At 69.7% G+C, this 21264-nt stretch carries 19 protein-coding genes; 6 read left to right on the plus strand and 13 right to left on the minus strand.

Annotation, left to right across the window (positions count from 1 at the left end):
• Positions 1–216: 216 nt before the first annotated feature.
• From dnaQ to F614_RS0113260, 3 genes are read right to left on the minus strand one after another with little or no spacing between them, the layout of a single operon-like run.
• Entirely contained in the window at positions 217–927 is a 711-nt protein-coding gene (dnaQ, locus tag F614_RS0113250; RefSeq protein WP_019559064.1) for a DNA polymerase III subunit epsilon, read from the minus strand.
• Between the two features lie 11 nt (positions 928–938).
• Positions 939–1400 (minus strand): ribonuclease HI, encoded by a 462-nt coding sequence (rnhA, locus tag F614_RS0113255; protein ID WP_018867128.1) that lies wholly within the window; start codon positions 1398–1400, stop codon positions 939–941.
• Entirely contained in the window at positions 1393–2154 is a 762-nt protein-coding gene (locus F614_RS0113260; RefSeq protein WP_028485091.1) for a hypothetical protein, read from the minus strand. The genes rnhA and F614_RS0113260 overlap by 8 nt, the downstream gene beginning before the upstream one ends.
• Here F614_RS0113260 and F614_RS0113265 point away from each other — a divergent pair.
• A complete protein-coding gene (locus F614_RS0113265) occupies positions 2153–3733 on the plus strand; it encodes a LysM peptidoglycan-binding domain-containing protein (protein WP_026329870.1) in 1581 nt (526 codons plus the stop codon). The two genes, F614_RS0113260 and F614_RS0113265, sit on opposite strands and share 2 nt — an antisense overlap.
• A 91-nt stretch (positions 3734–3824) precedes the next feature.
• Here F614_RS0113265 and F614_RS0113270 read toward each other — a convergent pair whose 3' ends face one another.
• The 8 genes from F614_RS0113270 to F614_RS0113305 form a co-directional block, all read right to left on the minus strand.
• The gene (locus F614_RS0113270) at positions 3825–5249 is read right to left on the minus strand and encodes a rhodanese-like domain-containing protein (protein ID WP_019559066.1); all 1425 of its coding nucleotides are present in this window, start codon (positions 5247–5249) and stop codon (positions 3825–3827) included.
• 440 nt (positions 5250–5689) lie between these two features.
• Entirely contained in the window at positions 5690–7021 is a 1332-nt protein-coding gene (gene hflX, locus F614_RS0113275) for a ribosome rescue GTPase HflX (RefSeq protein ID WP_018878744.1), read from the minus strand.
• A gap of 18 nt (positions 7022–7039) precedes the next feature.
• Entirely contained in the window at positions 7040–7294 is a 255-nt protein-coding gene (gene hfq, locus F614_RS0113280) for an RNA chaperone Hfq (protein ID WP_018141991.1), read from the minus strand.
• 127 nt (positions 7295–7421) lie between these two features.
• Entirely contained in the window at positions 7422–8390 is a 969-nt protein-coding gene (gene miaA / locus F614_RS0113285) for a tRNA (adenosine(37)-N6)-dimethylallyltransferase MiaA (protein WP_019559067.1), read from the minus strand.
• Entirely contained in the window at positions 8390–10282 is a 1893-nt protein-coding gene (gene mutL, locus F614_RS0113290; protein ID WP_019559068.1) for a DNA mismatch repair endonuclease MutL, read from the minus strand. Before mutL ends, miaA begins: the two co-directional genes overlap by 1 nt.
• Before the next feature lie 400 nt (positions 10283–10682).
• Positions 10683–11990, minus strand: a complete 1308-nt coding sequence (locus F614_RS0113295) for an N-acetylmuramoyl-L-alanine amidase (RefSeq protein ID WP_051077457.1) — start codon at positions 11988–11990, stop codon at positions 10683–10685.
• Between the two features lie 214 nt (positions 11991–12204).
• A complete protein-coding gene (tsaE, locus tag F614_RS0113300; protein WP_018881195.1) occupies positions 12205–12687 on the minus strand; it encodes a tRNA (adenosine(37)-N6)-threonylcarbamoyltransferase complex ATPase subunit type 1 TsaE in 483 nt (160 codons plus the stop codon).
• Positions 12684–14171, minus strand: a complete 1488-nt coding sequence (locus F614_RS0113305) for a bifunctional ADP-dependent NAD(P)H-hydrate dehydratase/NAD(P)H-hydrate epimerase (RefSeq protein WP_019559069.1) — start codon at positions 14169–14171, stop codon at positions 12684–12686. Before F614_RS0113305 ends, tsaE begins: the two co-directional genes overlap by 4 nt.
• On the opposite strand from F614_RS0113305, the gene queG reads away from it, so the two are divergent.
• The 3 genes from queG to F614_RS0113320 all read left to right on the plus strand — a co-directional run bounded on the left by queG (position 14171) and on the right by F614_RS0113320 (position 18808).
• Positions 14171–15358, plus strand: a complete 1188-nt coding sequence (queG, locus tag F614_RS0113310) for a tRNA epoxyqueuosine(34) reductase QueG (RefSeq protein WP_196800290.1) — start codon at positions 14171–14173, stop codon at positions 15356–15358. The two genes, F614_RS0113305 and queG, sit on opposite strands and share 1 nt — an antisense overlap.
• 121 nt (positions 15359–15479) lie before the next feature.
• A complete protein-coding gene (locus F614_RS0113315; RefSeq protein ID WP_019559071.1) occupies positions 15480–17912 on the plus strand; it encodes an EAL domain-containing protein in 2433 nt (810 codons plus the stop codon).
• Between the two features lie 104 nt (positions 17913–18016).
• Positions 18017–18808 (plus strand): ferredoxin--NADP reductase, encoded by a 792-nt coding sequence (locus tag F614_RS0113320; RefSeq protein ID WP_018876122.1) that lies wholly within the window; start codon positions 18017–18019, stop codon positions 18806–18808.
• A gap of 18 nt (positions 18809–18826) precedes the next feature.
• Here the strand turns inward: F614_RS0113320 and F614_RS0113325 are convergent, their stop codons facing one another.
• Together F614_RS0113325 and F614_RS0113330 are read right to left on the minus strand one after the other, a co-directional pair.
• Complete coding sequence (locus tag F614_RS0113325) at positions 18827–19438, minus strand: DNA-J related domain-containing protein (RefSeq protein WP_019559072.1); 612 nt, start codon at positions 19436–19438, stop codon at positions 18827–18829.
• Positions 19435–19842, minus strand: coding sequence for a YchJ family protein (locus tag F614_RS0113330; protein WP_369771501.1), 408 nt, complete (start codon positions 19840–19842; stop codon positions 19435–19437). The genes F614_RS0113325 and F614_RS0113330 overlap by 4 nt, the downstream gene beginning before the upstream one ends.
• A gap of 131 nt (positions 19843–19973) precedes the next feature.
• On the opposite strand from F614_RS0113330, the gene F614_RS0113335 reads away from it, so the two are divergent.
• Both F614_RS0113335 and F614_RS0113340 read left to right on the plus strand, forming a co-directional pair.
• Positions 19974–20819, plus strand: coding sequence for an SDR family oxidoreductase (locus F614_RS0113335; protein ID WP_019559073.1), 846 nt, complete (start codon positions 19974–19976; stop codon positions 20817–20819).
• Positions 20820–21055: 236 nt separating this feature from the next.
• The coding region (locus F614_RS0113340) for a transposase (protein ID WP_026329860.1) at positions 21056–21264 on the plus strand (209 nt) is incomplete at its 3' end.

Below are 21264 nucleotides of genomic sequence, written 5' to 3' on the forward strand. Positions count from 1 at the left end.
AGCGGGCCGGGGTCGCGGCAGTCGGGCGTGTTTCTTGGTGACTTCTTTGCACGAGCAAAGAAGTCACTCGGGGCGCGCTGGCGAGTCAGCGCACGGCAGTATGTGGACCGGAGCCACCGTAAACACCAGACGACGAACCAGGGCCAGCCACCACGAGGCAGGCGGCCGAGCGAAGGCACCAGAAGGCCGGAGCAGCTCCGCCGCCGGACGACGGAATCAGGCGTTGGCGCGCCAGCGGCAGGCGCCGCCGGCTGCCTCGTCGAGGGTCTGCAGGAGCGCCTCGTGCGCCGCCTGCTCCTCCGGCGTCGGCTCGATCACCGGAAGCGGCTTGCCCGAACGCCGCGCCTGGACGGGCCCGGCCGCGGCGTCGCCGTCACCCCCGGCATCCAGCGTCAGCGCCACCTGCCCCCCGGTCATCGCCAGATAGACATCCGCCAGCAGCTCGGCATCGAGCAGCGCCCCGTGCAGGGTACGCCCGGAACCGTCCACCTCGTAGCGCTTGCACAACGCATCCAGGGAGTTGCGCGCCCCGGGGTGCATGCGCCGCGCCATCACCAGCGAATCCAGCACGGTGCAGACCTCGGCCACCTCGGCCGCCGGCGCCGCATCACCCAGCAGACGCAGTTCATGGTTGATGAAGCCGACATCGAACGGCGCGTTGTGGATGATCAGCTCCGCACCACGGATGAAATCGACGAACTCACCGGCCACGTCAGCAAAGCGTGGCTTGTCGGCGAGGAATTCGTTGGTGATCCCGTGCACCTCGATGGCACCGGCGTCGATCTCGCGGTCCGGCTGCAGGTACTCGTGGAGCTTGCGCCCGGTGGGACGGCGGTTGTCCAGCTCCAGACAGCCGATCTCGATGATGCGGTGGCCGTCGCCGGGCTCCAGGCCCGTGGTCTCGGTATCCAGCACGATCTGGCGCATCGCGTTACCCCTCAGTTCTCGATCGGTTCACCGGCCAGCAGGGCGTCGATGCCCGCATTGGCCAGTTCATCGGCACGTTCGTTCTCCGGATGGCCGCTGTGGCCGCGCACCCAGTACCACTCGATATCGTGACGCTGGGCCTGCGCGTCCAGCGCCTCCCACAGGTCGCGGTTCTTGACCGGGGATCCGCTGGCGGACTTCCAGTTGCGCCGTTTCCACCCGGGCAGCCACTCGGTCACGCCCTGCTTCACATACTTGGAATCCGTGACCAGTTCCACCTTGCAGGAGCGTTTCAGGGCCTCCAGCGCGCGGATGGCGGCGGTCAGTTCCATGCGGTTGTTGGTGGTCTCCGCCTCGGCGCCGTAGAGCTCGCGCTCGCGCCCGCCGAAGCGCAGGATCGCGCCCCAGCCGCCGGGACCGGGATTGCCGCGGCAGGCCCCGTCGGTATAGATGTACACACGTTCGTCAGCCATGCGTTCGGCGGGCTCCGGAATGATCGGTGCGCGAGGATACCAGCCCCGGCCGCATCGCGGGGTTGGGCATCGCGAAGCGGAACCGCTGTGCCGGGCGCAGGGGCATGTCCACACGTTTGTGGGCGACGGTCAGGATCATGCTGGCCAGCGGTGGCAGGCCGCGCAGGGTCCAGGCGTCCATGGTCGCCAGGCGCTTTTGCCAGGCGGCGGGCAGCCCCGGCGGGAGCAGGCTCAGGCTCCACTGATCGAGGACCTCCAGATCCGCCGCCTCCAGTAGCTCGCGATACTGGCGCCGGCGCAGTCCCTCGGGCACCGGTGAGGCGCGCACGCCGTTGCGCCCAACGTGCTGCAGGCGGTTGCCCTCCAGCAGAAACACGCGCCCCTCGGGTTCCAGCACGCGGGCCGCCTCGGCCACCACCGCCTCCGGATGGTCGCTCTGCGCGCAGGGATGGGCCAGCACGATGCGCCGGGCGCAGTCGGACTCCAGCGGCCAGGCCTCCGGGTCCATGCGCAACACCGGATGCGTCGAGGCAATGCGGACCAGCGGCGCCTGCAGGGCGTCGCTGTCCTCCAGGATCGGCACCGGGGCCAGCTCCACGGCCAGGTCGCCGGGGCCCGGGTCACCGTAGCGACGAATGCGTTCCAGAAAGCGCTCGCGGACCCTGCGCCCCTGGGGCTGGGCGTACCAGTGCGCCAACCAGTTCAGGAACGGGTCTTGGTGATCCCCCATCTCTGGTTTATCCTCCAGCGCCATGAAACTACGCCTCCACTCGCGGCTGACCACCGCCATGACCCTGGGCCTGACGGCACTCTTCGCCTCTGCCTGTAGCCTACACGACTCCGAGCGCACGCTGGATACCTCGGCGGCGGATCAGCCCATCGTGGAACCGCGCACCACCGAGGATGTGCAGGCCGCGATGGAACGCCAGAGCCGCGACGCCGCACAGCGCGCCGCCGAGACGGATGACCTGTGGGAGCGCGCGCGCCTAGGCTTCGGCTTCAACGATGCGCTGGACCACGAACGCGTGGAGCGCTACATCCAGCACTACCGCGACCACCCGCGCATTATCGAACACAGCACCCGGCGGGCGGAGCCCTTCGCCTACTTCATCCTGTCGGAGATCGAGGCGCGCGACATGCCTGCCGAGCTCCTGCTGTTGCCGATCGTCGAGAGCGGCTTCGTCGCTCAGGCGACCTCGCGCAGCCGCGCGGCCGGGATCTGGCAGTTCATGCCGGCCACCGGCGACTACTTCGACCTCGCGCGCGACCACTGGTACGACGGGCGCCGCGATGTCTACAAGTCCACGCTGGCCGCGCTGGACTACCTCCAGGCCCTGCACCGCCGGTTCGACGACTGGTACCTGGCGCTGGCCGCCTACAACTACGGCCAGGGCAACATCCAGCGCGCGATCGACCGCAACGCCGCACGCGGCGAGCCCACCGACTACTGGAGCCTGGACCTGCCCGCCGAGCCCACCGCGTACATCCCGCGGCTGCTGGCCCTGCGCCACCTTTTCCTGGACCCGGACAGCCACGACATCGCCATCATGCCCATCGCCAACGAGCCGGCCCTGGAGATGATCGAACCCGGCCGCCAGGCGGACTTCTCGCTGATCGCGGAACTCGCCGATCTGGACACCGAGACCCTGAAGCAGCTCAACCCGGGCTATCACCGGCACGCCACCCACCCCGGCGGCGCGCAGCACCTGTTCGTCCCGCGCGAGGCCCTTCCGGTCCTCGAGACGGCACTGGAGACACGCGATGACGAACCCCTGATCCGGTTCCGGGAGTACACCGTGCGCATGGGCGACAACCTGGGCCGGATTGCCGAACGCACCGGCACCCGGGTGGCGGTGCTGCGCGACATGAACAACCTGAACGGCGACCTGATCCGCGCCGGGCAGACGCTGCGCCTGCCAGCCAGCGCCTCCGGCGAGGACACCCCGGTACAAGTTGCCGGCGACAACGGCCAGCCCGCCGAGGATTACGAGGTCCAGCCGGGTGACAGCCTGTGGCACATCAGCCAGCGGACCGGCATGTCCATCGGGGCCCTGCGCTCCGCCAACGGTCTGGAGCCAGACGCGATCCTGCGCCCGGGCGACACCCTGAAGGTCGTGCGCGCCGATCCCGAGCGTGGCCCCGATGGCCGGCGCGTCGAATACGAGGTCCGCCCCGGCGATTCCCTGTCGACCATCGCCCGTCGCCACCAGGTCAGCATCGGGGATCTGCGCCGCTGGAACGGGCTGAACGGCGACGGCATCCGCGCCGGCGAGACCCTGACCCTGTACCTGGCCAGCGCCGACCGGGAGACCCTGGCCCAGGGCGACGCCTGAAACAAGGCGCCCCACGAAAAAGCCCCGGGCAGGACCCGGGGCTTTTTCGTGAGAAAGCGGGCGGCGCCTGCCGCCCGCGCGACACTCGGGATCAGGCGGCCCGGCGATCGCCCTCGCCGCTGGCATCCACTCGGTTCCAGGCCTGCATGCCGCCCACCACGTTGTACACCTGGTGGTAACCCAGGCGCTGGAGGATGGATCCCGCCACGGTGGAGCGGTAGCCACTGCCGCAGACCACCGCCACCGGCTCGGCCTTGTCAATCCCGGGGATGCCGGTGCGGGTATCGGCCACCGGCTGATTGACCGCGGCCTCCGCATGGCCGGCCTCGAACTCGGAGACGGCCCGAACATCGACCAGGCGCAGGCGCCCGTCGGCGATCGCGGTCCGCGCCGCCGGGGCATCCAGCTGGGCAAGCGTGGCCAGGGGCAGCCCGGCACTGGCGTATGCCGCCATGCCGCCGCGGACAAAGCCCTCGATATAGTCACGGCCGGTGCGTACCAGCTGGCGCACGGCCTGCTCGATCACCGCGGGATCCCCGTTCCGGTCCACCAGCACGATCGGGGTATCGTCCGGCGTGACCCAGCCGGCCCAGTTGGCGAAACCGCCGTCGATGCCGATGCCCAGGGCGCCGGGGATATGACCGCCGCCAAAGGCCAGCGGATCGCGCAGGTCGATCACCGTCACCTCGCCGGCGGCGGCACGGCTCGAAACCGCGTCCGGGTCCAGGGCCGTCATGCCAGGCAGCGGAATCACCGCCTTCGGCCCCTCGGAGTTGATCCGCTTGTTGCGCGGATAGAAATCGGGGATCGGCGGTAGCCCGTTCAACAGCTGGTGCACAAAGGCGTCCTCGTCCAGCGACGGGTCCAGGTACGGGTTGGTCCGACGCTCGTAGCCGAGCGTGGAGACCGGCCGACCGGCCATCCCGGCGCCACAGGCGGAGCCGGCCCCGTGGCCCGGATGCACCTCGACCCCGTCGGGCAGATCCGCCAGCTTCTCGCGCACGCTGTGGAACATCTGCCGCGCCAGCGCCTGCTTGGCCTCCTCGCCGAGCAGGTCCGGCCGACCCAGGGAGCCCACGAACAGGAAGTCACCGGTGATGATCGCGATCGGGTCCTCGCCGGAGCGGGCCCCGTCATAGACCACGAACATCAGGTGTTCCGGGGTGTGCCCCGGTACATGGCGGGTCTCGATGCGCACATTGCCGAGCTGGATCCCATCCCCCTCGACCAGGTCCTCGTGCGGGAACTGCACCTGGAAATGCTCGCCCGCATCGTGCCCGGACAGCAGCAGACGGGCGCCGGTCTTGTCCGCGAGTTCGCGGGCGCCGGAGGCGAAATCGGCGTGGATGTGGGTATCCATCACGCGGGTGATGCGATAGCCGTTGCGTTCGGCATAATCCAGGTACACGTCGACGTCGCGCTGCGGATCGATCACGGCGATCTCGCCGCTGCCCTGGCAGCCGACCACGAAGGAATGCTGGGACAGACCGGGATCGACAAAGCGTTCAAATATCATGCGGAACTCCTCGCGTTGGCTTTTGCATGAATGTCCGACTATTTTGGTCAGGTATTAGCGCAAAAGTTCCTGGCCACGCGACCCCGCACACCGGGAGCGCCCTCGATCCGCCGGCTGTATCCACCACGAAGCTCACGAAGGCACGAAGGAGGTCAAGGTCAAAAGCGTATTAACCACAGAGGACACGGAGTTCACGGAGAAAATCGAAAGATCTTCAGCCGATTAGATGGGAGCCGGTGTGTTCAACCCCGCTCGGGTGAGCGGCGAAGCCCCTGAGTCATGCTTGACCAGAATGGCCCCTTCTCTGTGTCCTCCGTGCCCTCCGTGGTGCAATCGCCCTTGACCTTCTTCGTGCCTTCGGAGCTTCGTGGTGACTCTTGCTGATCGACAGAAGAGGAAGCGCTTGGCGATGGCGATCGGTGCCGAGGGCCGCGACTGGGTTACGCGGGGGTATCGGATTCCCGAGGTTCCAGGCGGGTCGCCTCCGGGTCCAGGCCCGCGGCGCGGAAGAGCTGTTCGAAGCGGCGTTGCGGCAGGTGCAGGCGGAGCTGGATCGATCCGTCCGGCGTGGTCTGTTCGGCCTCCACGGCCTTTTCCTCGTAGAGCTGGGCACGCAGCCGACCGGCCGCGGCCGGCAACTCGAACCAGCCCTGGGTCATGGACTCGGTGAAGGTCTCGGCCAGGCGCTGTTCCAGGCGCGCCACGCCCTCGCCGGTACGGGCCGACAGCCAGAAGGCGTCATCCGCCAGGCCGAAGCGCTCGTCCGGATCCTCGGCCGGGTTCTCCAGCTGGTCGATCTTGTTGTAGACCCGCCAGCAGGGCACATCCTCGGCACCGATCTCCGCGAGGACCTCCTCGACCTGGCGGATGCGCGCATCGCGTTCCGGGTCGGCGGCGTCGATCACGTGCAGCAGCAGGGCCGCCTCGCGGGTCTCGGTCAGGGTCGCCTTGAAGGCAGCGACCAGCTCGTGCGGCAGGTCGCGCACGAAGCCCACGGTGTCGGCCAGGATCAGTGACTGGTGCGGCGCCAGGTCCAGGCGCCGCAGGGTCGGGTCCAGGGTCGCGAACAGCTGGTCCGCCTGATAGACGTCGGAATGCGTCAGGCGATTGAACAGGGTGGACTTGCCGGCGTTGGTGTAGCCCACCAGAGAGACCGTGGGGATCTCGTTGCGCAGGCGCGCCTGACGGCCCTGTTCACGGGTGCGCTCCACTTTCTCCAGGCGCCGCTCGATATGCTTGATGCGCCCGGCCAGCAGACGCCGGTCAGTCTCCAGCTGGGTCTCCCCCGGGCCACGCAGGCCGATCCCGCCCTTTTGCCGCTCCAGGTGGGTCCAGCCGCGCACCAGGCGCGTGGACATGTGGCGCAGCTGCGCCAGCTCCACCTGGAGCTTGCCCTCGTGGGAACGGGCGCGCTGGGCGAAGATGTCGAGGATCAGCCCCGAGCGGTCCAGCACCCGGCACTTCAGGTGGGCCTCGAGGTTGCGTTCCTGGCTGGGCGACAGGGCGTGGTTGAAGATCACCACGTCGGCGCCGGTGGCCTCCACCGCCTCGCGGATCTCGTCGGCCTTGCCGGCCCCGACAAACAGTTTCGGGTGCGGCCGGTCGCGGGAACCCCGCACCACCGCCTGGATCTCGGCCCCGGCGGAACGCACGAGCTCGTCGAACTCCTGGACCTGGGCCTCGATATCGGGGTTGTCCCCGATGTTCAGCGCGACCAGGACGGCCGCGTTGCCAACGGCGGCCTCGCCGCCGCTCTCCGGACGCTCAAACAAGCCGGGGACCCGTCGTCATCAGGACTCGGCCTCCGCGGAGGCGGCCGCCTCGCCCTCGAGATTCATGTTCACCTGCCGGGCCGGGACGATCGTGGAGATGGCGTGCTTGTACACCATCTGCGAGACCGTACTGCGCAGCAACACCACGAACTGGTCGAAGGATTCGATCTGCCCCTGCAGCTTGATCCCGTTCACCAGGTAGATGGAGACCGGGATGCGGTCCCGGCGCAGCGCATTCAGGAAGGGTTCCTGCAACATTTGCCCTTTGGCCATCGGTGCGTTCCTTGATCGTTATTATTGGTTCGCGAGCCGTGCGAACGACTCTTTGCCGGCCCGCCGGTCGGCTTACCTGAAGCGTAGCATACCGGCTGCGGGTCGCCGTTCAACGCCCGGTCCGGCGTTATCCGGACGTCACCGCCGTCGCCGGCGCAGTACGAGCCGCGTCGATCGCCTCCAGAGCCTGCGACAGATCCGCGTGCTCCGCGTTCAGCCGCGCATGCAGCGGAAAGCGCCGCAAGCCGGTGAGCTGGCGCTTGGCCAGTTGCCGGGTCGCGGCGATGGCGCGTTCGCGAAAGGTCGCAAAGTCGTACTCCCCCGCCAGCCACTGCCAGCCCTGGCGATAGCCCACGGCCCGCTGCGACGGGTGCTCTGCGGTCAGTCCGGGCCGCCGGGTCAGGGCCATCAGTTCGTCGACGAATCCCGCCTCCAGCATCGCGTCGAAGCGCTGGGCGATCCGCGCCCGCAGGCGCTCCCGGTCCTCCGGCCACAGCGCCAGCGAAACCCAGCCGGACGGGACCTGCGCCGCCGCCCCCTGCTGGAAGCTCGACAGCGCACGCCCGGTCGCCGCGTAGACCTCCAGCGCGCGCAGGATGCGTTGCGGATCGTTCGGGTGGATGCGCGCGGCGGCGGCCGGGTCCACGACCTTCAGCTCGGCGTGCAGGGCCGCGGCACCCTCGTGTTCCAGACGCGCTCGCACCGAGGTGCGCACCATCTCCGGCACCGGCGGGATCGCATCGAAGCCGTCCAGCAACGCGCGCAGGTAGAGCAGCGTCCCGCCCGCCAGCAGGGCGATCCGGCCGCGCGCATGGATCGCATCGATCGCGGCACGGGCATCGCGGGCGAAATCGGAGGCGTTGTAGGTGTCCTCCGGGTCGCGGATATCCAGCAAGTGGTGCGGAGCCCGGGTCCGCTCGGCCGCATCGGGCTTCGCCGTGCCGATATCCATGCCGCGGTAGACCAGCGCGGAATCCACGCTGACGATCTCCGCGTCCAGGGCCTCGGCCAGCGCCAGCGACAGCGCGGTCTTGCCGCTCGCGGTGGGGCCGGCCAGCAGCACGACTGGCGGCCGGCCCGCTTCCAGTCCGGCCATCAGCGCCCTCGCAGGAACAGGCGATCCAGCGCCGAGTGGTCCAGCTCCACCCAGGTCGGGCGACCGTGATTGCACTGGCCGGAACGCTCGGTGGCCTCCATGTCGCGCAGCAGCTGGTTCATCTCGGGCAGGGTCAGGCGCCGCCCCGAGCGCACGGAACCGTGGCAGGCAATGGTGCCCAGCACCGCGTTCATCGCGCCCTCGGCCCGATGGCTGTAGCCCACCGCGGCCAGGTCGGCCAGCACGTCGCGCACCAGCTGGGCGGTGTCCTGTCCGCGCAGCAGGGCCGGCGTCGCACGCAGGGTCAGGGCCTCCGGACCGGCCCGGTCCAGCTCGAAGCCAAGCCCGGCCAGGAGGTCGGCGCGTTCCTCGGCCAGTTCCGCCTCGGCCGGGGTGACCTCCAGGGTCTCCGGTACCAGCAGCGGCTGCGAGGTCACTCGCGCCCCCTCCCACTCGCGCTTGAGGCGCTCGTAGGTGATGCGCTCGTGGGCCGCGTGCATGTCCACCACGATCAGGCCACGGGCGTTCTCGGCCAGGATGAAGGTCTCGGCCACCTGGCCCAGTGCGAACCCGAGCGGCGGCATGGAGTCGGCATCCGGGTCCGTCGCGGATGCCGTCGGCGCGGCGGCCGACGGCTGTTCGTAGGCGGCTGGTCGGGCCTCGGCCACCGCCGACGCCCCGCGGAACTCGGCCCAGGCCGCACCGAAGCCCGGATCGCGCCCGGATGGCTCCGGTCGCGGTTCGCGGGGCGGCGCGTACCCGCCATACCCGCCACCGGCGCCCGGCACGCCGAGCCCGGACAACGTGCGGTCCGTCGGTACCGGGCGGGACGCCTCCTGGCCTGCGAAGGCCGGCGCTCCCCGCGACTCGGGCACCGCGGCAGCATGCCCGGCGTCTCCCGGGCGCAGGGCCGCCAGCGCCTTGTGCAGGCTGTGGAAGATGAAGTCGTGGACCATGCGCGATTCGCGAAAGCGCACCTCCTGCTTGGTCGGGTGCGCGTTCACGTCCACCTGGGTCGGATCCAGCTCCAGGTCCAGTACGAACATCGGATGGCGCCCATGGTAGAGCACGTCCTGATAGGCCTTGCGCACGGCCGCAGCCAGCACGCGATCGCGGATCGCACGGCCGTTGACGAAGAAGAACTGCTGGTCGGGCTGGGCCCGCGACTGGGTCGGCGACCCCAGCCAGCCGGACAGCGCCAGGCCGGCGCGCTGCTCGTCCACCGGCGTCGCATGCTCCAGAAAGGCATCGCCCAGCAGGGCCCGTACCCGTTCCGCCGGGTCTTCGGTGGCCGGCAGGTCCAGGGTCACGCGATCATTGTGACGCAGGGTGAAGGCCACCTCGGGGCAGGCGACGGCCTGGGTGCGGATCACGTTCTCGCAGTGGTTGTATTCGGTGCGTTCGGTGCGCACGAATTTGCGCCGCGCCGGGACGTTGAAGAACAGGTCGCGAACCTCCACCGTCGTACCCACCGGGTGCGCCGCCGGCGCGGCCTCGCGAAAGACGTCGGAGCCGTCCCCGGTCAGGCGCCAGCCATTGCGCTCGCCGTCGACCATGGAGGTCAGCGAGAGCCTGGACACGGAGGCAATGGACGGCAGGGCCTCGCCGCGAAAGCCCAGGGTATGCAGGGCCTCGAGGTCGTCCATGCAGGTAATCTTGCTGGTGGCGTGGCGCGAAAGGGCCAGCGGCATCTCGTCGCGATAGACCCCGCTGCCGTTGTCGCTGATCTGGATCAGCCGGACACCGCCCTGCTCCAGACGCACGTCCACCCGCGTCGCGCCGGCGTCCAGGGCATTCTCGAGCAGTTCCTTGACCACCGAGGCCGGGCGCTCGATCACCTCGCCGGCCGCGATCTGGTTGATCAGTTGTTCGGAAAGCTTTGCGATCGCCACGGGCGACACCTGGGGACAGAAAACCGGGTGCCTAGCCTAACCGGGGCGGCGCCGGAGTGCCTAGGGAGACGCTGATTGAATCGCACGTCCGCGTTGGTGCCCCCTGTTTTCCGAGACAAGGCGCGTCGTGCAGCGGGTAGTGGTTCTACCCGCAAGCGGCGCAACGCAGGATCGGGGAACAGGGGGCACCAACCCCACAAGCCATTGAAAGCAGGGGATCGGCCGCTTTTGCACGCGAACGGCGTTGCGGCTCCCTTGTGCAGAATGACTGCACGGCAGTCACCGCGCCTTGTTCGCACGCAAAAGCGACTCGAGCGCGGACGTGCGATTCAATCAGCGTCTCCCTAGCCGGCGACTGGCCGATACCCGCAAGACGTGACAGGTTGCCCGGCGAAGGGGCTTACGAGTCGCGCGGGATCTGCAGGATCTGCCCGGCGTAGATGCGGTCGTCGCTCACGTTGTTGGCGGAGCGCAGATCCGCCAGCGACAGGCTGTAGCGATCCGCGATCCCCGAGAGCGTCTCGCCCGGGCGGATGATGTGCTGGTCCGGCTGGCCGTCGGCGATCAGGGTGCCCGGGCGGGCATGGGTGGAGAAGTACGAACGCAGGCCGGTCAGCAGGGCATCCGCCAGCGAGTTCTGGAAGCTGGCGCTGCGCAGCTTGCGCTCCTCGGAGGGGTTGGAGATGAATGCCGCCTCGACCAGGATCGACGGCACATCCGGCGAGCGCAGCACGGCAAAGTTGGCGCGTTCCACTTCCGGCTTGCGCACCTTGCCCACGCGGTGCAGCTCCGCAATCATCCGCTCGGCCAGGGTGTTGCTGGCCTCCAGGCTGCCGCTCTGGGCCAGGTCCAGCAGGACATTGGCCAGGGAATCGTCCTTGCCGTTGATCGGCACGCCGCCCAGGCTCAGGTCCGCCTGGTTCTCGCGCTGGGCGAGGAAGCGCGCCGCCTCGCTGGAGGCCCCGCGCTCGGACAGCATGTACACCGAGGAACCCTGCACGCTGCGATTGGCGATGGCATCGGCGTGGATGGAGACGAAGACGTCCGCGTCTGCCTTGCGCGCCCGCTCGATGCGTTCGCGCAGGGGCAGGAAGTAGTCACCGCTGCGGATCATCACCGCCTGCATGCCGCGCTCGTTGTCCACGCGCTCGGCAAGGCGCTTGGAGATCTGCAGCACCACATCCTTCTCGCGGGTGCCGGCCGGGCCGATCGCGCCCGGGTCGTGCCCGCCATGGCCGGCGTCGATCGCCACCACGACATCGCGCAGGTTCTCCTGTGAGCGCCCGCGGCGGGAGGACCCGTTGTTCTCGGCCGCACGCGGGGCCGCGGGGGCATCCCCGGCCGTCAGGTCCAGCACCAGGCGGTGCGGGGCCCCCTGCGCCGGCATCAGCACGAAGCTGCGCGGCTCAACCGGCTTGCGCAGGTCGAAGACCACGCGCAGGTCGGAGCCGTTGCGCGCGGCATGGCGTACCGCCTTGATCGCCGAGCGCGGGTTGTCGCTGACCGCCAGATCCTCCACCGCCCGCGCGTTTTCGAGGTCCACCACCAGGCGGTCGGGGGACTGCAGGCGGAACATGGAGTACTCGGCCTCGCCATCCATGTCGAACACCAGGCGCGTGGTGTCGCCATCCACCGACATGCGGACCCGCTGCACGCCGGTACGGGCCAGGGCAGGCAACGGCATCCCGACCAGCCCCAGGGCAGTCATGGCGCGCAGCAGCTGGCGGCGGCGCAGATCCGGCAATGTTGGTTGGCCCACGGCGATTCCCTTTGTAATCAGGGGTTCTGACTACATTGTGGACGCTTTTTCTGGAAAAGCAATAGCGATTTTCGTTCTTTATGAGCGAGATATCGCTCGTTTTGCGCGTGGAGGGCCAACTCTGGAGCCCGCTCCCCCTGGGTGCGATCTCTCAACAGGCGGTTTACGAGGCAACGCCCTGGTCGCGCAGGGCCTGGCGATAGGCCTCGGCGAGCGGGCCCTCCAGGCGGAGTTCGCGCCCTTCCTCCCCGGCCGTGCGGTGCGCCAGACGCACGACCAGATCCGGCGCCGGCAGCCAGCCGGCACCGCGTTCCGGCCACTCCACCAGCCACAGGCCCTCGCCCCCGAAGGCCTCGCGCACGCCCAGGTATTCCAGTTCCTCGGGGTCGCCCAGGCGGTAAAGATCGAAGTGCAGGACCTCGCGATCCGCCAGCCGGTACGGCTCCACCAGGGTGTAGGTAGGGCTGCGCACGGCACCCGCATGCCCCAGCCGGTGCAGCAGTCCGCGTACCCAGGTGGTCTTGCCCGCGCCAAGATCCCCCTCGAGAAACACGATGTTCGGGTGATCCAGCGCCGCCAGGGCCGCCCCGGCCGCCTCGGTGGCCTCCAGGTGCGGCAGTACCAGCGGGTCGGATGCCGCGCTCATTGCCCACCCCCGGCGGCGGCCGGCAGGGCATCGGCCAGGTCCCCGGCCAGCATGCCGCGGGCCCCGCCCAGACGATCGCGCGCCACCCGGGCGGCGGCACAGTGCCAGGCCGCCCCGGTCTCGGCCGCGCCGCGCGCATCCGCGCCCTGCGCCCGCAGCGCCGCGATGATACCGGTCAGGACATCGCCACTGCCGGCGGTGGCCATGCCCGGATGCCCCCCGGTCACGCAGGCCAGCGGCCCGGCATCCGACGCGGCCGCAACCAGCGTGCCGGCCCCTTTCAGCAGCACCACGCCGCCCAGGCGTTCGGCCAGGGCCCGGACCTGCCCCGGCCGATCGGCCTCGATCGCCGCGCGGTCCGCCCCCTGCAGGCGGGCCGCCTCGCCCGGGTGCGGCGTCAGCACCCAGTCCGCGGCCCGACGCGGCGCCTCGGCCAGGAGATTCAGGGCATCGGCATCCACCACCCGGGGCATCTCGGCATCGGCCACGGCCAGCCACAGGCCCCGGCCCCAGGCGTCCAGCCCAAGCCCCGGACCCACGGCGACCACATCGACCCGGCGCATCAGCGCCTGCAGTTCGCCCGCATCGCGGACGCCCTGCACCATCAGTTCGGGGCGCTCCAGATTGGCCCAGGCCGCGTGTTCCGGGTGGGTGGCCAGGCTCACTCGCCCGGCGCCGGCGCGCAGCGCCGCGGTCGCGGTCAGCCGGGCCGCGCCGGAATAACCCGGCGCGCCGCCCACGACCAGCACATGCCCGCAATCCCCCTTGTGCGCCCCCGGGCGTCGGGGTGGCAGCCCCCGGGACCAGTCCGAGGGGCCGACACGGCGCGCCACCGGGGCCACGCCGTCGAAGATCGCGGGGGGCAGGTCCAGCGGCGCGACCTCCACGGCGCCGACCACGTCCACCGCGGGGCCCGTATGCAGCCCCAGCTTGTCCGCGATCATGGTGAGGGTGCGCTCGGCCCGCACCGCGCGTCCCAGCACCCGGCCGCTGTCGATGTCCACGCCCGAGGGCACATCGGCCGCCAGGATCGGGGCGCCGCTCGTGTTCAGCCGCTCGATCAGCTCGCCGTAGGCATCCGTCAGCGGGCGCTCCAGGCCGATCCCGAACAGGCAGTCCACCCAGACCTCCGCGGCCGCCGGGTCGAACGATTCCAGCGTGTGGACTTCGCCCCCGCCATCACGCCAGCGGGCGTGGGCACGGCGGCCATCGGAATCGGGGCGGGCCCGCGACGGCCCGCCATGGACCCGGATCTCCAGCCCCGCCTCGGCCGCCAGTCGGGCCAGGACGTAGCCATCGCCCCCGTTGTTGCCGGGCCCGCAGACAATGCCAACACGTCGGGCCTGCGGCCAGTGACGGCGCAGGGTGTCCAACAGGGCCCGGCCGGCCCGTTCCATCAGTTCGCCCGGCGCCACCCCCGGCTGGGCCAGCCCGGCAGCGTCCAGGGCGCGCATGCCCGCGTTGTCGAACAGTGCGCTGGTCAATGCTTGTGGGTCGGGTTCATGATTCACGCCATTACCTCCGTCGCGGAAGCCAAATCGTGCCTCAGCGCCTCGATCCACGCCAATGCACCGAACTGGCCGAACGTATCCGTACGTGGGGCGGCGAGTTGGGCTTTCAGGCCGTGCGCATCGCCCCCGCCGAGGTCCCCGCGGAGGATCGCCGGCACCTGGATAAATGGCTCGCGCAGGGTTCGCACGGCGAGATGGGCTGGATGGCCGAGCGGGCGGCCCTGCGCCACGCCCCGGATGCCCTGGTCCCGGGCGTACAGCGCATCATCAGTGTCCGCATGGACTACTTCCCGCCGGCCAGCCGACGTCCGGCCATCCAGCTGGCCGGGCAGGACCGCGCCTATATCTCCCGCTACGCCCTGGGACGCGACTATCACAAGCTGCTGCGCAAGCGCCTGACCGTCCTCGCGCGCCGGATCGAGGCCGAGGTGGGCCCGTTTGGCTATCGCGCCTTCACCGACAGTGCCCCGATCCTCGAGAAGGCCCTGGCCGCCCGGGCCGGGCTCGGCTGGATCGGCAAGAACACCAATCTGCTCGCGCGCGAGAGCGGTTCCTGGTTCTTTCTCGGGGAGCTGTTCACCGACCTGCCTCTGCCGGTGGACGAGCCGGCGGGCGAGCACTGCGGCCAGTGCACCGCCTGCCTGGAGGTCTGTCCCACGCAGGCCTTCCGCGGCCCGTATGACCTGGACGCCCGGCGCTGCATCTCCTACCTGACCATCGAGCTGAAGGGTTCCATCCCCGAGGATCTGCGCCCGCTGATCGGCAACCGCATCTACGGCTGCGACGACTGCCAGCTGGTCTGTCCGTGGAACCGCTTTGCCGAGGTCTCGGCGGAACCCGACTTCATCGCCCGCCACGGTCTCGACAGCGCCAGCCTGGTCGAGCTGTTCGCCTGGGACGAGGCGACCTTTCTCGCCCGCACCGAGGGCATGGCGATCCGCCGCATCGGCCATCCGCAGTGGCTGCGCAATCTCGCGGTGGCCCTGGGCAACGGCCCGGCAACCCCGGAGGCGGAGGCCGCCCTCGCCGCCCGTGCGGACCACCCGTCGGAACTCGTGCGCGAACACGTGGCCTGGGCCCGGGAACAGCTGCGCGCGCGCCGCGGCGCGGTGCCCCCGTCGCCGGAGACCCTGTCCCGGCTGACCCGCGCACCCCGGTAGCCCAGTACTCCGGTAGTCCGGTCGGCGCAGGTTGCCAGCATCGGCGCGACCGGCGACACTCGGGGGCCAAACGCAGCGTCCCCCCGGGCCCCGCCCACCACGAAAGGCTCCGTTCCTCGCCATGCCCGACCACCCGGACACCACGCGCTACCAGCGGATCTTCGAACAGGCGCCCGAGGCCCATCTGGTCCTGGACCGGCGCGGCGGGATCGTCGCGGGCAACCAGGCCGCCTGCGAGCTGCTGGGCTACACCCGGGCCGAACTGACCGGCGGCGTGCACATCACCGACCTGGACCTTCAGGCCACCCAGGACGATGTGGACGCCGCCCATTCGGACCCGGACAACCGCCTTCCCGCCCACTTCGAGAGCCGCTACCGGCGGCGCGACGGCAGCGAGTTCCCGGCCGAGGTCCACATCAATGCGATCCGCACCGACGGCGAGATCGAGGTCTTCACGACCTTCCGCGACATCACTCGCGAACGTCAGTCGGAACAGAACCTCCGGCGCCTCGAGACCCAGCTCGGGGCCACCGTGCGGCATGCCCCGCTGATCCTGTTCGCGCTGGACGCCAACGGCCGATTCACCCTCTCGGAGGGGGCCGGCCTGCACGCCCTGGGCCTGAGCCCCGGCGAGGTCGTCGGTCGCGACTTCCGCGAGGTCTATGCCGATCACCCCGACACCCTCGCGGCCGCCGAGCGGGCCCTGGCGGGCGAGGCCTTCCAGTTCGAGGACTCGGTCAACGGGACCCACCTGAGCGTTTCCTGGATCCCGCTGAAAGACAGCGACGGCGTACTCGGCGTCGCCTGGGACATCACCTCGCTGCGCGCCGCCGAGGCGGCTACCGGGGCCGAGCGCGACCGCCTGCTGACCACCCTGCAGTCGATCAGCGACGGCGTCATCACCACCGATACCGCCGGACGCCTGACCTACCTCAATCCCGCGGCCCAGGTCCTTCTGGGGGTCGACGCGACCGCCGCCCAGGGCCAGCGCGTGGACGAACTCCTGGATCTCGAGGACACCCGCACCGGGGCAAGCGTGCACCACCCGGTGGAACAGTGCCTGAAGCTCGGCGCGAGTACGGAGTCGCCCGAGCGCATCCTGCACCGGGCCGACGGCGCGATCCGCGTGGTGCGCATGCTGGCGTCTCCCTTGCAGCGACCGGACCGGGCCTCCCAGGGCGTCGTGATCGTGCTCCACGACCACACCGAACTGTGGCAGATGACCCAGCAGCTCAATCACCAGGCGAGCCACGACGACCTGACCGGCCTGTGCAACCGGCGCGAATTCGAGCGACGTCTGGAGGAGGCCCTGCGCACCCTGCAGGGGGACCAGACCCCGCACGTGGTGTTCTACATGGACCTCGACCAGTTCAAGATCATCAACGACACCTGCGGGCACCAGGCCGGCGACGAGCTCCTGCGCGAGCTGTCCGAACGCCTGCTGCACCTGATCCGCGAGAACGACACCCTGGCCCGCCTCGGCGGCGACGAGTTTGGCCTGCTGCTGTGCCACTGTCCGCTGGAGCGCGCGGAGGCGATCGCCCAGCGAATACTGGAGACCGTCCAGGCCCTGCGCTTCCAGTGGGAGGGCCGGCGCTTCGATGTCGGGGTCAGCATCGGCCTGGTCCCGGTCGGCGGCCCGGAACAGACCCTGCCCGAGGTCCTCAGCCAGGCGGATTCCGCCTGCTATGCCGCCAAGGAGAATGGCCGCAACCGGATCTACGTCTGGCAGCCCACCGACCAGGCCCTGCGCCGGCGGCGCGGGGAGATGGAATGGGTTGGCCGCATCCGCGCGGCGCTGGACGAAGGGCGCTTCGAGTTGTTCGGCCAGGCGGTGCATCCGCTGGGGCCCACCGATCCGGACCTGGCCCATGTCGAGGTGCTGATGCGCCTGCGCGACGAGGAGGACCGGTTGATCCCGCCGGGCACCTTCATCCCCGCCGCCGAGCGCTATCACCTGATGCCGGACATCGACCGCCACGTAATCGACAGCGCCTTCGCGATGCTGTCGCGGCATCGCGCGGCGCACGCTGACGGCCCCCGCTGCGACCCGACCGTCGCGATCAACCTCTCGGGCCAGTCGCTGGCCCAGGAGAGCATGCTCGAGTTCGTCACGGAGCGCCTGCAGCACTACGCGATCCCGCCACAGTGCATCATCTTCGAGATCACCGAGACCGCGGCGATCAGCCACCACGAGCGGGCCCAGAGCCTGATCCGCACCCTGCGCTACATGGGCTGCCGCTTCTCCCTGGACGACTTCGGCAGCGGGCTGTCGTCCTTCGGCTACCTGAAAAACCTGCCGGTGGACTTCATCAAGATCGACGGCAGCTTCGTGCGCGACATCGCCCACAACGCGGTGGACTCGGCCATGGTCACGGCCATCCACCGTGTCGGCCACGTCCTCGGTCTGCGCACCATCGCCGAATGCGTGGAGTCCGAGGCCACCATGGAACGCCTGCGCGAGATCGGCCTGGACTTCGTGCAGGGCTTCTACCTGTCGCAACCCACGCCCCTGGAGCAGCACCTGGAACCCGCGGACAACGCCAGCCACTGACCCCTTATTTCTGAGTGTTTTCCTTGGTTTTTGCCGGCGCTTTCGCGGCCGCGTTCGCGACTTGCTAGCGTATCGACAAACCAGAAACGGAAAGCCACGCACCCATGCCGTACTCGGAAGAACGCATTACCTCCACGCACCGCTGGTCGGACAAGACCTTCAGCTTCACCACCACGCGACCGGAGGGACTGGAATTCAAGAACGGGCAGTTCGTGACCCTGGGCCTGCGCCCCGAGGGCAAGCTGATCCCGCGTGCCTACTCGATCGTCTCCGAGCCCGAGGCCGAGGAACTGGAGTTCCTGAGCATCCATGTGCCGGATGGCGCGCTGACCAGTCGCCTGGCCGAGGCCGGCCCGGGCGACTCGATCTGGATCAACACCAAGGTCACCGGCTCGCTCACCTTCGACTACGTGCAGCCAGGCCGCACCCTGTACATGCTGGCCACCGGCACCGGTCTGGCCCCGTTCATCTCGCTGATCCGCAGCCCGGAGCTGTTCGAACACTTCGAGAACGCGGTGCTGGTGCACAGCGTGCGCACGGTGGAAGAACTGGCCTACCGCCAGGAGATCGAGTCGCGCATCAGCGACCGCCTGCGCTACGTGCCCACCGTGACCCGCGAAAACCACGACTTCGCCTGCCCGATCGCGCAGCAGCCGTACGACAACAACCAGCGCGGGGCCGACATGTTCCGCTCCGGCGAACTGAGCCGCATCCTCGACCTGCCCCCGGCCGATCCGGAGCAGGACCGCGTGATGCTGTGCGGCAACCCGGCCATGAACCGCGAGATGAGCGAATGGCTCACCGAACACGGCTGGACCCAGACCAACTACAAGGGCGTCGGGACCTTCACCGTCGAGCAGGCCTTCGTGACCACCATGTCCGACTCGGACGACTGAGTCCGCGACGGGCGGCGCTCAGGCCCCCGCCAGCAGGATCCAGCGCGCCTCGTTGATCCGCTGCAGGGTTGCCGTGTCGCCCCCGCGATCCGGGTGGTGGCGCTGCGCCATCCGGCGGTACTGATGGCGGACCGTGTCGGCGTCCACGGGGTCGGCCAGCTCCAGCACCGCCAGCGCCTGGTCGCGCCGCTCATCCCGCCCCATGCGGGCCCAGAACTCGCCCAGCAGCGCCTCCGCCGCGGCCGCATCCATCCGCTCCAGCTGGGTCAGGTCCAGATAGTAGGCCCGCAGCGGATCGCGGAGCACCGGCAGGCCCTCCGCCCTCGGTCGCGACCCGCCCCTCGCCGGTTCGATCCCGATATCCAGACAGTGGATGCGCACCCACTCGCCTTGCGGCCACAGCCGCTCGCGCAGCCGGTACAGGCAATGAAACAGCAGGAAGTGGGTCTGGAACAGGCTCAACGGCTCGCGCAGCCGCGCGCCGGCAAACGGTTCCACGCCCTGATCGCGCAACTGCGCGATCAGGGCGTGCTCGGTCAGCCCGGACGGCCGCGCCCGCAGGCACTCCAGTACCGGTTCCAGCAGCGCCGCCGCCACCGGCGCCCCGGTCGTCTCATCCGCCTCGATCATGCGCCCGGAAACTCGCCGTCGACATACACCCAGCGCCCATCCTCGCGGCGAAAGCGGCTGCGTTCGTGCAGGCGCACCCCCTGGCCACGCACCCGCGAGCGGGCAACGAACTCGACCCAGCCCTCCCGGTCCTCCGGCCCCCCGGCCCCGGTCGCGCGGATCGTCAGCCCCAGCCAGCGCTGGTCCGGCTCCAGCATCAGGGATTCCGGTCGCGTCTCCGGGGCCCAGGTGGCCAGAAGATAGTCCTCGCGCCCCTCCACGAAGGCGGCATAGCGCGAACGCATCAGCGCCTCCGCCGTTGGGGCCGCGGCCGCACCGTCCAGAAACGCCCCGCAGCAGGCCGGCCGGTCCCGCCCGGACCCACAGGCGCATGTACCCCCCTTCCTGCGGCTGGCCTTGCCCAAGCGATACCCCCCTCATCGAAGTCCCCGCCAGCATGCCCGAGCCATCGCCCGGGGTCGAACCCTCACATTGGGGCTGGTCTTTCACCTGTGGAAACGTTAGGTTGCGAAAGCACCCAAGGGAACGCTGATTCATGGCCAACATCCTGATCATGGGCTGCGGCGATCTCGGCTGCGGCGTCGGAGAACAGCTCGCCGCGGCCGGCCACACGGTCTGGGGCCTGCGCCGCCAGCCGGGGCGCATCCCGAAACCGATCCAGCCGCTGGCCGGCGACTTCGCCCGCGCGGACGCGCTGCCGCCGCTGCCCCCGGCGCTGGACACCGTCTATTTCATCGCCACCCCGGGCGAGTTCACCGAGGCCGCGTACCGCCGCGCCTATATCGACGGCCTGCGCAACACCCTGACCGCGCTGGAGCAGGCCCGCCAGCAACCGCGCCGCGTCGTGTTCGTCTCCAGCACCTCGGTCTTTGGCGCCGACGACGGGCGCTGGGTGGACGAAACCACCCCGGCCGAGCCCACCCGCTTCTCCGGGCGCTGCCTGCTGGAGGCCGAGCAGTTGCTGGCCGACAGTCCGTTGGCCGGCGTGGTCGTGCGCTTTGGCGGCATCTATGGTCCGGGGCGCGAGTACCACCTGCGCAAGGTTCGCGAGGGCGTGCGTGGCCAGCACGAAGCACCGGTCTGGACCAACCGCATCCACCGTGAGGACTGCGTGGGCCTGCTGACCCACCTGTTTCATCTGGACAACCCCGAGCCGCTTTATCTGGGCGTCGATGACGAACCGGCCCTTCGCCACGAGCTGCTCGGCTGGCTGGCGCAGGAGATGGAGCTCGATCCGCCGGGGACGCCGCCGATGCCGGCCGGCGAGGTCTGCGGCAAGCGCTGCCGCAACGAGCGGCTGCATGCCAGCGGGTATCGCCTGCGCTATCCCGAATACCGCACCGGCTATCGCGCCCTGCTCGACCAGATCGCCACCACCTGACCCAAGCCCTCACGCCTTGCAGGCTGAGCCCCGTCGGCCCTTGATGTTTCGTGCTTCGTCTGGCCGCCTGCCCTGTTGTGGCTAGGCCTGGTTCGTCCTCCGGTGTTTACGTGCCTTCGGTCCGCATACTGCCGTGCGCTGACTCGCCAGCGCGCCCCGAGGTACTTCTTTGCTCGTGCAAAGAAGTGAACCGTACCGACTTTTCCGGAGGCTCTGATCCTTGGGAGGATAGAGCGATGAGTGAGACGACACGGTATAGCCCGGAGGTCCGGGAACGGGCGGTGCGGCTGGTGTGGGAACACCAGGAGGAGTACCCATCCCAGCATGCGGCGATCCAGTCGATTGCACCGAAGATTGGCTGCACGGGCGAGACGCTGCGGCTGTGGGTCCGCCGCGCGGAGCGCGAGCGGGACGATGCCTCGGCGTTGTCGGATAACGAACGGGC

Origin of the sequence: Thioalkalivibrio sp. ALE12 (assembly GCF_000381105.1) — a bacterium.
Taxonomy (GTDB): domain Bacteria; phylum Pseudomonadota; class Gammaproteobacteria; order Ectothiorhodospirales; family Ectothiorhodospiraceae; genus Thioalkalivibrio.